8 protein-coding genes are annotated in these 15,234 nt (G+C 70.0%); 3 read left to right on the forward strand and 5 right to left on the reverse strand.

All coding sequences use genetic code 11. The features are described 5' to 3' along the window. Positions 1-12: 12 nt before the first annotated feature. The 5 genes from WS92_RS25340 to WS92_RS25360 are packed head-to-tail and all read right to left on the reverse strand — an operon-like array spanning position 13 to position 12,132. Complete coding sequence (locus tag WS92_RS25340) at positions 13-927, reverse strand: UDP-3-O-acyl N-acetylglycosamine deacetylase (protein ID WP_059930933.1); 915 nt, start codon at positions 925-927, stop codon at positions 13-15. Further along, entirely contained in the window at positions 924-8,609 is a 7,686-nt protein-coding gene (locus tag WS92_RS25345) for a type I polyketide synthase (RefSeq protein WP_059930935.1), read from the reverse strand. The genes WS92_RS25340 and WS92_RS25345 overlap by 4 nt, the downstream gene beginning before the upstream one ends. Beyond that, entirely contained in the window at positions 8,606-10,147 is a 1,542-nt protein-coding gene (locus WS92_RS25350) for an LTA synthase family protein (protein ID WP_061083883.1), read from the reverse strand. Before WS92_RS25350 ends, WS92_RS25345 begins: the two co-directional genes overlap by 4 nt. 1 nt (position 10,148) lies before the next feature. Then, the gene (locus tag WS92_RS25355; RefSeq protein ID WP_059930937.1) at positions 10,149-10,934 is read right to left on the reverse strand and encodes an SDR family NAD(P)-dependent oxidoreductase; all 786 of its coding nucleotides are present in this window, start codon (positions 10,932-10,934) and stop codon (positions 10,149-10,151) included. Continuing rightward, complete coding sequence (locus tag WS92_RS25360) at positions 10,927-12,132, reverse strand: capsule biosynthesis protein (RefSeq protein ID WP_043282303.1); 1,206 nt, start codon at positions 12,130-12,132, stop codon at positions 10,927-10,929. Before WS92_RS25360 ends, WS92_RS25355 begins: the two co-directional genes overlap by 8 nt. 520 nt (positions 12,133-12,652) lie before the next feature. On the opposite strand from WS92_RS25360, the gene WS92_RS25365 reads away from it, so the two are divergent. Genes WS92_RS25365 through WS92_RS25375 form a run of 3 tightly spaced genes read left to right on the forward strand, consistent with a single transcriptional unit; the run spans position 12,653 to position 15,228 of the window. After that, complete coding sequence (locus tag WS92_RS25365) at positions 12,653-13,771, forward strand: KpsE/RkpR family capsule polysaccharide export protein (protein ID WP_006025396.1); 1,119 nt, start codon at positions 12,653-12,655, stop codon at positions 13,769-13,771. 12 nt (positions 13,772-13,783) lie between these two features. Continuing rightward, positions 13,784-14,578: an ABC transporter permease gene (locus WS92_RS25370; RefSeq protein ID WP_006025395.1), complete on the forward strand. Its 795-nt coding sequence runs from the start codon at positions 13,784-13,786 to the stop codon at positions 14,576-14,578. Further along, positions 14,575-15,228: an ABC transporter ATP-binding protein gene (locus WS92_RS25375; protein WP_006025394.1), complete on the forward strand. Its 654-nt coding sequence runs from the start codon at positions 14,575-14,577 to the stop codon at positions 15,226-15,228. The genes WS92_RS25370 and WS92_RS25375 overlap by 4 nt, the downstream gene beginning before the upstream one ends. Positions 15,229-15,234: the final 6 nt, after the last annotated feature.

A 15,234-nucleotide genomic window follows, 5' to 3' on the forward strand; every position in this document is an offset into this window, starting at 1 on the left:
GAAGCTCACATATTACGCGACGAACTCGGCCCATTCCCAGGCGCCGGCCGTCGACAGCAGCGCCTCGACGAGCCGGAAGTTCATCTCGTGGCTCGGCCGGAACGCCGACACGCGGCCGAGCAGCGGCGCGCCCGCGAGCGCGAGATCGCCGATCAGGTCGAGCACGCGATGGCGGACGAACTCGTCCGGCTGCCGCAGGCCGCCGACGACGCGCGAGCCGACGATCGACGCGGTGCACGACGGCCGCGCGCCGCGCAGGATCGGCACGCCGCGCAGGTAGCCGGCCACGATCGCGGGAATCGCCCATTTGACGCGCCCATACGAGCGCGACGGCGCGATCTCGGCGGCGAACACGTCGGGCGTCAGCACGCCGCTCCAGTGCATGTCGCCGAAGCCTTTCAGATCGTTGCGCACGCTGAGCTCGTAGCGCGCGGCGGGCTCGACGCGCATCTCGCGGCGCGCGTCGCCGCCACCATCCGTCACGACGACAGGCTTCAGCACGCGGATGAAGCGCTTCGGCGCCGGCAGCGCCGCGCGGCCGCACGCGCGCAGCGCGTCGACCCACGGCCGCGCGCTGCCGTCGAGGATCGGCACTTCCTCCGCATCGAGCTCGACCGTCGCGTGATCGATCTCGCACGCGAGCAGCGACGCGAGCAGATGCTCGACCGTGCGCACGCCGATGCCGTCCGCGTTGCGCAGCATCGTGCATAGCGGCTGCGCGCGGCGCAGCGCCGGGCCGGCCGCGAGCGTCGCGAGCACGCGGCCGTCCCGCATGCGCCGGAACACGACGCCGCGCGTGCGCGCGCCGCCGTCGGCGGGCACGATCCGCACGCGCACGCGCCGCCCGGTGTGCAGCCCGTGCCCCGACAGCGCGAGCTCGCGCGCGAGCGTGCCTTCGCGCGCGTGCCAGCCGGCCGGCGCGCTCATGCGGTCACCAGCGTCTTCGGCGCGGCCGGCGCGGCGTCGGCGGGCTTGTCGTCGCCGACGTTCAGCGCCCGGCGCGCGTCGCCGTCGAACGCATGCTGCGCGGCGATCGCGGCGACCGTCGCGCGCCGCGCGTCGTCGCCTTCGCCCGCGCCCGGCTGCCCGGCCGCCGCGCCCGAGATCATGTCGACGATCCGCCCGGCGAGCGAACGCACGGTTGCGCCGTCCGCGATCGCCATCACCGACAGCTTGACCTCGAACGTCTCCTCGACCGCCATCCCGAGCTCCATGCCCATCAGCGAATCCATGCCCATCTCGAGCACCGACTTGTCGAGCTCGATCCGCTCGGGCGACAAATGCAGGATGTGCGCGATCTGCGTGCGCAGATTCTCTTCGACGACGCCGACCGCCTCGTCGCGCGCGAGCGCCGCCACTTGCGCGCGCAACCGCGTGCCGCCGTCGCGCGCGGGCTCGTTCGCGCCGCGCGCGCGCAGGAGCGCGTAGCGGCGCGCGTCGGCCGCGGGCATCCCGCGCGACACCGCGTGCCAGTCGAGCCGCACGACGGCCTCGCCCGCGTCGCCCGCGATCAGCACGCGCTCGAGCGCGGCGAGCGCCTCGTCCGAGGTGATCGACACGCCGCCGATCCGCGTCTGCAGCGCCTCGCGCGTATCGGCGTTGCGCGCGAGAAAGCCGACGTCCTCGAGCGGCCCCCACGCCATGAACGTGCCCGGCAGGCCCGCCTCGCGGCGCTCTTCGACGAGCGCCTCGACGAAGCTGTTCGCGGCGACGTAGCTCGCCTGCCCCGGATTGCCGAGATAGGTCGTCGCCGACGAATAGACGACGAAGAAGTCGAGCGCGCGCTCGCGCGTCGCGCGATGCAGGTTCCACGCGCCCGCGACCTTCGGCGCGAGCACCGCGGCGAAACGTTCGTCGTCGAGATTGCGCACGAGGCCGTCGTCGATGTGCATCGCCGAATGCAGCACGCCCTTCAGCGGCGTGCCGCGCGCGTCGATCTCGCCGATCGTGCGCGCGAGCGCCGCCGCATCGGTCGCATCGCACGCGACGACGTGCGTCGCGACGCCGAGCTCGCTGCGCCACCGCTCGGCTTCGTCGCGCAGCGGTTCGGCGAGCGCCCCGCCGCGGCTCGCGAGCGTCAGATGCCGCGCGCCGCGCGACACCATCCAGCGCGCGCTCGCGAAGCCGAGCCCGCCCGTGCCGCCGACGACGAGATACGCGGCATGCGGATCGAGCCGCAGCGACGGCGCCTGCGCGGGCGCGACGCCGCGCGTCGGCGCGGGCGTGCCTGCCGGATACGTGACGAGCACCTTGCCGATCTGCCGCGCCTGCTGCATGTAGCGGAACGCGTCCTCGACGCGCGCGGCAGGAAACGCGCGATACGGCAGCGGATGCAATGTGCCTTCGGTGAAGAGCGCGATCACGTCGCCGAACAGGCGCGCGGTCAGATCGGCGCGCGCGCCCATCAACTGGTCGGCGTCGATGCCGAAGTAGCTGATGTTGTTGCGAAACGGCCGCAGGCCGATGTAGCTGTTCTCGTAGAAGTCGCGCTTGCCGAGCTCGAGGAAGCGGCCGAACGGGCGCAGCGTGTCGATGCCGCGCACCATCGCCTCGCCCGCGAGCGAGTTGAGCACGATGTCGACGCCTTCGCCGCCCGTCAGCGCGAGGATCTCGTCGGCGAACGACAGGCTGCGCGAATCGAGCACGTGGTCGGCGCCGATGAGCCGCACGAACTCGCGCTTCTCGCCGCTGCCCGCGGTCGCGAACACTTCGGCGCCGAAGTGGCGCGCGAGCTGGACGGCCGCGATGCCGACGCCGCCCGCCGCGCCGTGCACGAGCACGCGCTCGCCGCGGCGCAGCCGCGCGAGCTCCGCGAGCGCGTAGTAAGCGGTGAAGAACGTGGTCGGAATCGTCGCCGCTTCCTCGAACGACAGCCGCGACGGCTTGTGCGCGATAGCGGCCGCGCGCGTCACGACGCGCGTCGCGAACGACGCGCTCGCGAAGCCGAGCACCGCGTCGCCGGCCGCGAAGCCGTCGACGTCGCGGCCCACGCGCACGACGCGCCCCGCGAGCTCCATGCCGATCGTCGCGCCGGCGAAGCCCGTTTCGACCGCCTCGTCGGACAGCAGTCCCATCGCATACATCACGTCGCGGAAGTTCAGGCCGGTCGCGACGGGCTCGATCTCGACTTCGTCGGGCTCGAGCTCGCGCGCGGGCTGCGCGAACCATTCGAGATTGCGCAGCGACCCCGGCACGTCGAACGCGAGCGCCGCCGGCGGCCGCTCGCCGATCGCGTCGGCCGCGCGCGCATCGATCTGCGCGGCGCCCAGCATGCGCGGCACGAGGCGCCCGCGCGGCGCGAGCAGCACCTCTTCCTCCGCGTCGTCGGCGAGCAGCTCGCGCACGAGCGCGTCGAGCGGCGCGTCGCAGTCGGGATGCACGTCGATCAGCCGGCACGACAATTCGGGATGCTCGTTCGCGAGCACGCGGCCGAGCCCCCAGAGGCCCGCGTGCGTCGGATCGAGCGGCGCCTCGAGCGCGAACGGCGCGCCGCCGCGCGTGACGATCGACAGCCGCACGCGCGCCGTCGCGTCGACCACGCCGAGCTCGCGCACGAGCCGCGCGAGCGCGACGACGCCCGCATGCTGCGCGCGCATCATCGCCGCGCCGTCGATGTCCGCATCGCCGGCGGGCGGCGCGTCGGGCGCGACGAACACCAGATGATGCGGCTGCGCGGGCGACGCGAGCGCGACGATCTCGGCCATTCGCTGCAGCGACACGGCCTCCGCATAGCAGCCGGTGCTCGCGAGCGCGCCGGCGAGCGCCGCGCTCGCATCGCCGTCGTCGCCCGTCGCGACGAGCCAGCGCTGCGCATACGCGGCGGTGTCGAGGCTGTCCCACACGCCGCCGTCGAGCGCCTCGCGCGCGTCGCCCGCCTTCGCCGCGGGCTTGCGCGCGAGCATGAACGTCGGCGCACCCTCGAGATCGAGCGATTGCTCGAGATGGCGCGCAACGTCGCGAAAGCCCGCGTGCGCGAGCAGCGACTGGATTTCCGCGGGCGCGAGCGGCGCGGCTGGGGCGGCTGGCGCGCCGCCCGCGCCGCCGCCCGCCGCGAGCGAAAACACGATGTCCGAGAAGCGGCTGCCGCGCGCCTCCACGAGCACGACGAGACCGCCCGGCGCGAGCCGCTCGAACACGACGCTCAGGAATGCGAGCGGGTCCTGCTGCGCGGCGAGCGCGCGATCGATCAGCACGACGTCGTAAGGGGTGCGGTCTTCGGCCGCGAGCGCGACGCTTTCGCCCGTTTGCAGCGCGATCGTCCGCACCGACGGATGCGCGGCCGCGTCGAAGCCCGCGAGCTGCTGCGGCGTGCCGGCGATCGTATGGTCGCAGCGCGCGGCGCACGGCGCGCCGCCGACAGGACTCAGCACGTCGCGATCCGGCGCGCCAATCTCGAGCACGCGCAGCCGGCGCGGCTCGCGCCAGGCGGCGAGCGCCTGCCCGACGCACGCCGCGATCAGCGCATGCGCGTGGCTCCACGTCGGCGACGCGTCATGGAAGTGATCGACGAGACTGCCGCCCGTCGGCGACAGCACCTGCGCGGCGGCCATCTCGCCGCGCAACACGGCGGGCAGCGCCGCGCCGCAGTGCGCGAGCAGCGTCAGCTCCGCGACGTGCGCGGGCGATTCGGCAAGCAAGCCGCGCCACAGCTCGTCGAGCGCGGGCAGCGACGCGCACGCGGCATCGTTGCGCGCAAGACGCGTGCCCGCCCATTGCGCGAGCCCGTCCTCGACGAGCATCGACGCCAGACGCGCGACGAGCCCCGCGCGCTCGTCGGCGAGCGGCACGGGCTGCCGGAACGCGTCGATCGCATCGAGCGCGCGCAGCGCATAGGCGCTCGCGAGCACGTCGAAGAGCGGCAGCATCTCGGTCAGATGGCTCGTGCGGCGCCCGAGATCCTCGCGCGACGCAAGCGTCGCGGCCGCACTCTCGACGAGCCGCGCCGGCGCGGGCAGCCCGCTTGCGTCGAACGCCGAAGGCAGCGGCTTCGCGTCGAGCGCGTAGACGAAGCGCGCAGGCGGATTCAGCCGGCGGCCGACGAGATCGACGCGGCGAAACCGGCATGCGGCGAGACGCGCGACGATCGCGCCGCTCGCGTCGAGAAAATCGAACGACGCGACGATCGAATGCGGATTGCGCCGCTCGATGCGCGCAAGCACGCGCGCGACGACGTCGCCGCGCAGGAAATCGATGCGGCCGATCCGGACCGGCACGTACGCCGCGCGCCGCGCACGCGCGTCGCGGCCGCCGCTTTGCGCGAGCAGCGCGAAAAGCGGATGGAAGCCGCTGTCCATCAGCGCCGGATGCAGCAGGTACGCGGCGAGCTCGGCGGCGTCGCCGCACGCGGGCGGCGCGGCGACGTCGGCGAGCGCCGCGTCGCCCGCGATCCGCAGCGCGCGCACCCAGCGGAACGCGGGGCCGTATGCGAGGCCGAGCGCGGCTGCGCCGTCGTACAGCGCGTCGGCGCTCGACGCGGGCTGCGCATCGAGGCGCGCGAGCGTCTCGGGCGACGCGGCGCTCGACGCGGCGAGCGTATTGCCGCTCTCGAGCAGCCGGCCGACGACGTTCTCGACCCACGGCGCATCGGACATCCGCTCGCGCGTCTCGATCCTGAACGACGCGGTGCGCGGCTCGATCATGAAGCGGAACAGCTTTGCCTGCTGCGACTGAAACACGACGGGCGTGCGAATCTCGAGATTCTCGACCGCGCAATCCGACGTGCCGAAGAACGCGCACGCGGCGGCGAGCGCCATCTCGACGTAGCCCGCGCCGGGAAACGTGACGCCGCCGTCGACGACGTGATCGGCGAGCATCGGCACGCGCACTGGATCGAGCTGGTTCTCCCACGCGAACGCGTGCTCGTGCAGCCGGTAGCCGAGCAGCGGATGCGCGCGGCGGCGATTGACGAGGCCGTAGCCTTCGGGGCTCGGATCGAGCCAGTAGCGCTCGCGCTGCCACGGATAGGTCGGCAGCGCGACGCGCGGCGTATCGGGCGCGAAGCGGTCGGGATCGATCCGCGCGCCGTGCGCGAGCGCCGCGGCGATCGTCTGGCGCAGCATCTGCGCGCCGTCCTGCTGGCGCTTGAGCGTCGGCAGCGTCGTGCCGGACAGCTTCATCGCGCTCAGCGTCTGCTTCACGTACGTGCGCAGGATCGAGTGCGGCGATATTTCGATGAACAGACGAATGCCTTCGGCCGCGATGGACGCAATGGCGTCGCCGAAGCGCACCGGCTCGCGGATATTGCGCCACCAGTAATGCGCGCCGAGTGCGTCGCCCGGAAAGCGCTCGCCCGTGACCGTCGAGACGAACGCGCCCGTGCCCGCGCGCGGCGCGAGGTCCGCGAGCTGCTCGAGCACGACGGGCTCGATCCGCTCCATCTGCTTGCTGTGGAACGCGTAATCGAGATCGAGCAACTGGAAGAACTGGCCGTTCGCGCGCAACGCCGCCTCGATCGCCTGCAGCGCATCGAGCGGGCCCGCGAGCGTCACCGATTGCGGACTGTTCACGCCGGCGATCTCGACGCTCGCGTCGAGCGCGAGCTGCGCGATCAGCGCGCGCGCGGCGGCGGCGCCGACGCCCGCCGCGGCCATGCGCCCACTGCCGCGGGTCAGCGCCTGCGCGCGGCTGCGAATCTTGATCACGCGCACCGCGTCCGCGAGCGACAGCGCATCCGCCGCCCACGCGGCGGCGATCTCGCCGACGCTGTGGCCCGCGACCCGGTCGAAGTACACGCCGCGCGCGTCGAGCACACGCACGATCCCCACCTGGATCGCGAACAGCATCGGCTGCGCGTGCTCGGTCGCGGCGAGCCATTCCGCGCTCGCCCCCGCGCACATCACGTCGACGAGCGACGCGCTGCCGTCCGCGCACCACAATGCGTCGATTTCGCCGAGCGCGGCGCGAAACACCGCATCTTCCGCGTACAGTTGCCGCCCCATTCCCGCCCATTGCGAGCCGTTGCCGGAAAAAAGAAGCGCGACGCGCGCATCGGGCTCGGCCGCATGCGCGCGCGCGACGCACGCGGGCGCCGCCGCGCCGACCTGCGCGAGCGCGGCGAGCGCCGCACGACCTTCGGCGACGTTCGCTGGCGCGACCACCGCGCGCTCCTCGAACCCTTGCCTGCGCCGCACCGCGTTGGCGGCGAGCGCATGCCATGCGCAGCCGTCGTCGACGCGCTGCAGGTAGCGCGCGGCCAGCGCCGCGAGCGCCTGCGGCGCGCGCGCGGTGAGCACGAGCGGCGGCGGCGCGTCTTCGGCGTCGATGTCGGCCGCCGCCCCGCGCGCGCTCCGCGCGGCCGCATCGTCGCCACCGGCCGCCGCGGGCGCCTCGATCAACACGACGTGCGCGTTCGTCCCGCCGAAGCCGAACGAATTGACGCCGATCGCAAGCGGCGCGCCGCGCGCGTCGAGCGGCGTCAGGCGATCGACGACGCGCAGCCGCCCGCCCGCGAAATCGATGTTGGGGTTCGGCGTCTCGAAATGCAGCGAGCGCGGCACCGCGCGGTGCTTCAGGCAGCACACGGCCTTGACGAGGCCCGCCATCCCGGATGCGGTTTCGAGATGGCCGATGTTGGTCTTCACCGAGCCGATCAGCAGCGGATCGTGCTCGGGGCGCCGCGCGCCCGCGACTTCGATCAGCGCGCGCGCCTCGATCGGATCGCCGACCGCGGTGCCCGTGCCGTGCGCTTCGAGATACGCGAGCGACAGCGGATCGACACCCGCGCGCGCGTACACGTCGCGCAGCAGCGCGGCCTGCGTCGCGGCGCCGGGCACGCTGATGCCGCCCGGCGAATAGCCGTCCGAGTTCACGCCGGAGCCGGCGATCACCGCATGGATCGTGTCGCCGTCGGCGAGTGCGCGCTCGAGCGGCTTGAGCAGCACGAACGCACCGCCTTCGGCGCGCACGTAGCCGTCGCCCGTCGCGTCGAACGCGCGGCAGCGGCCGCGCGGCGACAGCATCGACGCCTTCGAGAAGCTGACGAAGCCGAACGGATGCGCGAGCAGGTTCACGCCGCCCGCGAGCGCGAGCTCCGCTTCGCCCGCCTGCAGCGCCCGGATCGCCTGATGCAGCGCGACGAGCGACGACGAGCACGCGGTGTCGACCGACATGCTCGGCCCGCGCAGGTCGAACAGATAGGACACGCGATTCGATGCGATGCTGAGCGTGTTGCCCGTCGCCGAATACGGATCGACCGAGTTCAGGTCGTCCATGCTGCGATTGCCGTAGTCCGGGCTCGCGACGCCCACGTACACGCCGCAGTTGCGCCCGCGCATGTCGGCGGGCCGCACGCCCGCATCCTCGAACGCTTCCCATGCGAGTTCGAGCAGCAGGCGCTGCTGCGGGTCCATCTGCGTCGCCTCGCGCGGCGAAATGCCGAAGAACGCCGCGTCGAAGCCGGCAACATTGTCCAGCACGCCCGCGGCGAACGTGTAGCTTTTACCCGGCTCGCGCTTCGACGGATGCTGATGGAAGTCCGTGCCGAAGCGCTCGACGGGCACCTCGGTGACCGCGTCGCGCTCGTCGCACAGCAGCCTCCAGAACGCGTCCGGATTCTCCACGCCACCGGGAAAGCGACACGCCATCCCAACAATTGCAATCTTTACATTCATCGTTGTGTCGTTTTTTCCGATGCATTCGCCGCGGGGCTGCCCGCCTCCTCCGCTTCGATCGCGCGAAGCAGGATCAAACCGAGCTCTTCGACGCGCGCATCTCGCCGATGGCCGTCCGGCGCGCCGAAATTCCGCCAGATAAAGTAGTCGCTGCGCTCGGGCGCGACGCCCAGCCTGCCGAAAACGTGCGGCAGCGCCGGGACGTGGTCGCCGTAGAAACACACGACCGTGTCGCGCCGCCGAGTGCGCAGATGCTCGAGCAGTCGCCCGATCATTGCATCCGCATTTGCGACATGGCGCAAGTAAACCGTCAAATCGCGCCATTCGCCGCCGTCACCGAGCGCGTGGCGCACGCGCGACTCGCCCGGCTCGACCGCCTCCAGATGCAGCGGGCCGTGGTTCTCCATCGTCATCGTGAACGCGAAGAGCGGCTTCGCGCGCGGCGCGTCGAGCTCGGCGATCAGCGCCTCCGCGACCGCCGCATCGGCGACGTACGGGCCCGCGCGCGGCGCGTCGGCGAAATGGCGGATGTCGAGGAAACGCTCGAAATGCATCAGCGGGAACACGCGGTCGCGGCCGAAGAAATCCGCATGGTAAGGATGGATCGCGACCGTCCGGTAGCCGCCGCGCCGGAACCAGCCGGCGAGCGAATCGCACGCGCGGCGCAGGAACGCGTAAGGGTAGAAGCGCGCATAGCCGAGCCGCTCGGACGCCAGCCCCGTCAGCATCGCGAATTCCGTGCGCATCGTGTTGGCACCCCACGCGGGCACCGCAAGCTCGCCGTAAAACGTCGACTCGCGTCGCGCGCGATCGAAATGCGCGAAGAGCGACGGCTCGATGCCCGTCACCGCGCGCCGCGCATCGAAGAACGATTCGCTCTGGATCACGATCACGTCGGGAAACGCGGCGGCCCGGCCGGTTGCGAACGGGCTCGCCGCCGCCGCGCGCTCGAACGCGCGCAGCGTCGCGGGCCGCAGCCCGTTCAGCAGATAGGCGACGAACGTCGCGAAGAACCCGTGGCGCCGCTGGTCGACGCTCGCGTCGAGCGTGAGCGTGCGCGAGAGGCGCCTCGCGAGCGCGCAGCCGCAGGCGAAGCACGCGACGATCGCCGCGGCCGTCACGGCGAACGGCCGCGGCGCGAGCGGCGTCTCGGCCGCGTAGCCGGCCGCGAGCAGCGCGACGCCAGCCGCGATCGCGGCGACCTTGCCCGCGCTCAGGAACGGCAGATACAGACGCGGATGCGAGAACAACTGGCTGAAGAGGCTCAGATCCGTGAACACGAACGGCTCGCGCAGCGATTCGTGCTTCGCGTTGTTGACGACGGCCATCAGGCCGACGAGCGCGACGGCGACGAACGTCGAGAACAGCACGCGCGCCGTCACGAGCAGCACGCAGCTCGCGACGAACGCGAACGCGAGCGCGTGCAGCGCGGCGGCCGCCATCGGCCGGCGCCACGGCGCGCGCGGCGCCGCGAGCGCATCGAGGGCGAACGACAGCGCGGCCGCGATCGCGAAGATGAGCGCGAGCCCGCCGCTCACGCTAGCGCTCCTCGCGCGGCAGATACGACAGCCTGCCGAGAATCGCGTCCGCGAGCGCGGCGGGCAGGAGCGTCAGCAGGCGCATGCCGAACGCGAGCGGCGCCGGAAACGCGATCTCCGCGCGCCCGGCCGCGAGCTTCGCGCGGATGTGGGCGGCCGCCCTGTCGGCGGACCACAGGAACGGCTTGTCGCCTGGAAACACGTCGCTCATCGCGGTCTTCACGAAGCCCGGCAGGATCACCGACATCCCGACGCCGTCGCGCGCCAGCAACGGGCGAACCGAATCGGCATAGGCCTTGATCGCCGCCTTGCTCGCGCAATAGGCGGGCGAGATCGCCATGCCGCGCAGCGCGGCGAGCGAGCTCACCATCGCGATGCGCCCGCGGCCGCGCGGCCGCATCCGCTCGATCACGGGCAGCGCCGCCTGCAGCGCGCCGTAGAAATTGGTGTCGACGACTCTCGCCGTGCGCTCGAGCCCTTCCCAGTCGGATGCGGACGAGAGCGTGCTCGCGATGCCCGCGTTCGCGATCAGCAAATCAATCGGATGCGCATCGTCGAACGCCCAGAGCCACGCCTGCGCGCGCTCGGCGTCGCGCACGTCGAACTGCCCGACGACGACCTCGGCCCCGCGCGCGCGGCACGCCTGCGCGCACGCGTCGAGCCGCGCCGCATCGCGCCCGACGAGCCCGAGCACGACGCCCGGCGCCGCATACGCGAGCGCGAGCGCGCGGCCGAGCCCCGCGCTCGCGCCCGTGATGACGACGTGATGCGGCGCGGCGCTAGTCACGCGCCGCCTCGAGCCGTTCGAGCGCGCCCGCCGTCGCCATCTCGATGCCGGTGCGCGTGTAGAAATCGCCGTTGATCTGGGTGTGATGCATCACGTAGTCGAGAAACGCTTGGTACAGAGTCATGTCGGGCGGTCCGGCCTGCGTCCAGAAATCATCGAGGCTGCCTTGCCACGTCAGCCCCGGCATCACGTATACCGCGCTGCCGAGCGCGATCAGCGGGCGGCCATGATGCAGCGCCGACAGCCCCACCGTGCTGTTGACGACGACGACGCCCGCCGCATGCTCGAGCAGCGTCGGCAAATGGCCCGCGTCGATGAAGCGCAGGCGCTTCGCGAGGCCGAGCTCGGCCGCCAACTTGTAAGCGAAGCGCCGATAATCGATCAATCCCGTGTCGAGCGGATGGTTCTTGATGACGAGCACGGCATCGGAACGCGCATGCCGCGCAAACGAGCGCATCACCCGCTCGATCGCGTCCCGGATGCCGTCGAACGGCGAATGGACGACGATCTGCGCGTCCGAACCCAGTTGCAGCGGAAAAAAATAATAGGCGCATTTCGATTCGAGCAACGCCCGCACCACCTTCTCCGCCTCGCCGTGATGGCGGCTCTGCTGGAGCGCGCGCACGGCGAGTCCCGCATATTCGACGAAGCCGTTCCGCGGACGATGGCTGCTGTAATGCGGAAAGCGGCTTGCGTAAAGCGCATTCGCACTACGATACCGGATATCGTGGAACGCGCGCTCGTAAAGGTTGTAACCGGTCGGCCGTCCCGGCTGGCTCGGCGGCGTGACGCCGCGCTGCTCGAGATACCAGGCCGGATCGCGCGACAGCAGCGACCGCCCGTTGACGCCGTGCCTCTCGAGCGTCAGCCAGTGCGGGCGGACGTAGCCCTCCTCGAACACGTGCGTGCGCAGCCCGCAGGCATGCGCGACCGGATGCATGTGCCGATGGATTTCACGACAGTCGCCGAACATGACTACATCCGTCACTCCCTCCGTTCGGACTGCTTGCAAGTACCACTCGGGCAGCGCGTCGAGCGCGTCCCGATAGTCCCAGGCCGCGGTCGCCCCGCCATACAGGCGATCGCCGCCGCAGAAATTGACCCGGCGCACCGCGTGACCCCGCGTCGACAATGCTTCGGACAATCGGCTGAAAAACGATGAAGCCGTGCCTTGCAGCACAAGAAATGAGCGAGGCATCGAAAAAATGTCAACCGGCGAAATTGAGGCGCCCAAGGGTGAACATTTTCGCCCCCTCGAACGAACCCTTTATGAATATTGAAATATTGCGGCAGGCGGTTCGGCCGCTCTCTTCTTGGGAGCGGTGAATATAGCATCCCGCCAAAAAAAGCAAAACAGAAGGCACCAAGCCGGCGGCGCGCTATTGCGCAAATCTGACGTAGAGCGCGCGGAGATGGCGCATTTCACCCTCGCTGGCTATAATCAGCCGCCCCCTTGGCCACCCGCTTCCCGCAAGCCCGGGCGGCAGCGAAAACGAGCTTGCCGGAAGTCATCTGTACGCGGTTCAATGCTGCAACGTGCACTCGAATGGGCGAAACATGCCCTCGCGCGCACGCGAACGTTGCGCAACCGCGTCACTTGATCGAAATCGCTCTTGCGTCGAAAGGCGAATGACGTAAGTCTTTTGACAGAACGCCGAGAGCCAATCAGCTTGGATGGAAGGAAGTTGGAAAACGTATCTGGCAGCGCCTCAGCTCCGATGACCGGAAAGCGGACGAACCTCATCGGGCGACTCAAGGGACTCAACAAGCTCTTCGTCCTGACGGTGGCCGCCCCCACCCTCATCGCGACCCTCTACTACGGCCTCATCGCCTCCGACATCTACGTGTCCGAATCGCGCTTCGTCGTGCGCAGCGCGCAGCGCGCGGCGCAGCCGAGCGTCGTCGGCGCGCTGCTGCAGGGCACGGGGTTCGGCCGCGGACAGGACGATACGTATCCCGTCATCGACTACATCCAGTCGCGCGACGCGCTCGCCGCGCTGAACCGCGACAACTACGTGCTCGACGCGTACTCGAAGCGCGGCGACGTCATCAGCCACTTCAACGCGACGCTCGACGGCAGCTTCGAATCGTTGTGGAAGTACTACGGCAAGCGGATCGTGAACGTGAATCTCGAGTCGTCGTCGGGGATCGCGACGCTGCAGGTGCGCGGCTACACGGCGGACGACGCGCTGAAGATCAACATCGAGCTGCTCGGCCTGGGCGAGCAGCTCGTCAACCGGATGAACGAACGCGCCGCGAAGGACACTGTAAGCTTCGCGCAGCGGCAGGTCGACGAAGCCGCCTCGAAGGCGAAGGAAGCGGCGGCGGTGCTCGCCGCGTACCGGAATTCGAACGCCGTGTTCGATCCGGAAAAGCAGTCCGCGCTGCAATTGCAGCAGGTGACGAGCCTGCAGTCGCAACTCTTCTCCGCGCAGACGCAACTCCGGCAACTGCAGGTGATCTCGCCGCAGAACCCGCAAATTTCGGTCCTGAAGAACAGCATCTCGGAGCTCGAGAAGCAGATCAAGGAAGCGACGGGCGGCGTCGCGGGCGGAAAGAACTCGCTGTCGAACAAGGCGGCAAGCTACGCGCGGCTGCAACTGGATTCGCAGTTCGCCGACAAGCAGCTCGCGTCCGCCCTCGCGGCAATGGAAACCGCGCGCGCCGAGGCGCAGCGCCAGCAGCTCTATCTGGAGCGCCTCGTCCAGCCGAACAAGCCGGACGTCGCGATCGAGCCGAAGCGGCTCAAATCGATCTTCGAGGTATTTGCGCTCGGCATGATCGCATGGGGCATCCTGAGCCTCCTGCTCGCCGGCGTGCGCGAGCACCACGACTGAGACCGGCCGGCGATGGCACATCACGACACCCCGCTCGCCCGCTCGCTCGCGATCCAGGCGCGCGTCGTCGGCGCGCTGCTGATGCGCGAGATCCTGACGCGCTTCGGCCGCCACAACATCGGCTTTCTGTGGATTTTCTTCGAACCGATGATGTTCACGCTCGGCGTGCTCGCGCTGTGGACGATAACGAAAGCAACACACGGCTCCAACTTGCCGATAACGGAGTTTGCGGTGACCGGCTACTCCCCCGTGTTGCTGTGGCGCAATTGCGCGAACCGCTGCGCGCTCGCAATTCAGCCCAACCAAGCGCTCCTTTATCACCGCAATGTGCGCGTGGTCGACTTCTTCTTTGCGCGCCTGTTGCTCGAAATTTCCGGCGCGACGATGTCGTTTACGTTCCTGACGATCTTCTTCATTGTCGCCGGCATGATGCATCCGCCCGAAAACATGATGATGGTCCTCGGCGCATGGCTGCATCTCGCCGCATTCGGATCCGGCCTCGCGCTCGTTATCGGCGCGCTGTCCGAGCGCAGCGAATCGGTCGAGCGGATCTGGCACACGGTTGCGTATCTTCTGTTCCCACTGTCGGGCTCGCTTTTCATGGTGGCATGGCTGCCCGAAAAATTCCAGAACGCGGTCCTGCTGCTGCCGATGGTGCACGGCACCGAAATGCTGCGCGGCGGCTACTTCGGCTCGCTCGTCACGCCGCACTACAGCATCCGCTACATGGTGTTCAGCGATTTGATCCTGCTGCTGATCGGCCTGTATTTCGTGCGCGACGCAGGCCGCAAGGTGGAGCCGGAATGATCGAGCTCGAGCGCGTCTGCAAGGACTATCACACGCGGCAAGGCATGCGCCGCGTGCTGAACCAGATCGACCTGAACGTGAAGCAAGGCGAGAAGGTCGGCATCCTCGGGCGCAACGGCGCCGGCAAGTCGACGCTGATCCGGATGATCAGCGGCGCCGAGCTGCCGACGTCGGGCCGCATCCGCCGCGGCATGCAGGTATCCTGGCCGCTCGCGTTCGGCGGCGCATTCCAGGGCAGCCTGACCGGCATGGACAACCTGCGCTTCATCTGCCGCGTCTACGGCGCCGACCCGAAGGCGGCCGAGCCGTTCGTGCAGGAATTCTCGGAGCTCGGCTACTACTTGCGCGAGCCGGTCAAGAGCTACTCGGCCGGGATGCGCGCGCGTCTCGCGTTCGCGATCTCGATGGCGATCGAATTCGACTGCTTCCTGATCGACGAGATCGTCGCCGTCGGCGACAGCCGCTTTCACGCGAAATGCCACCACGAGCTGTTCGAGCGGCGCAAGGATCGCTCGCTCATCATCGTGAGCCACGACGCGAGCTACATCCAGCAGCATTGCGACCGCGCATCCGTGCTGATCGAAGGCAAGCTGCATTCGTTCGACTCGGTCGATGATGCGTACGCGTTCTATCAAGAGAGCACCGCATGACGCGCG

The sequence above is a fragment of the Burkholderia sp. MSMB1588 genome (assembly GCF_001546925.1).
Classification (GTDB): Bacteria; Pseudomonadota; Gammaproteobacteria; order Burkholderiales; family Burkholderiaceae; genus Burkholderia; species Burkholderia humptydooensis.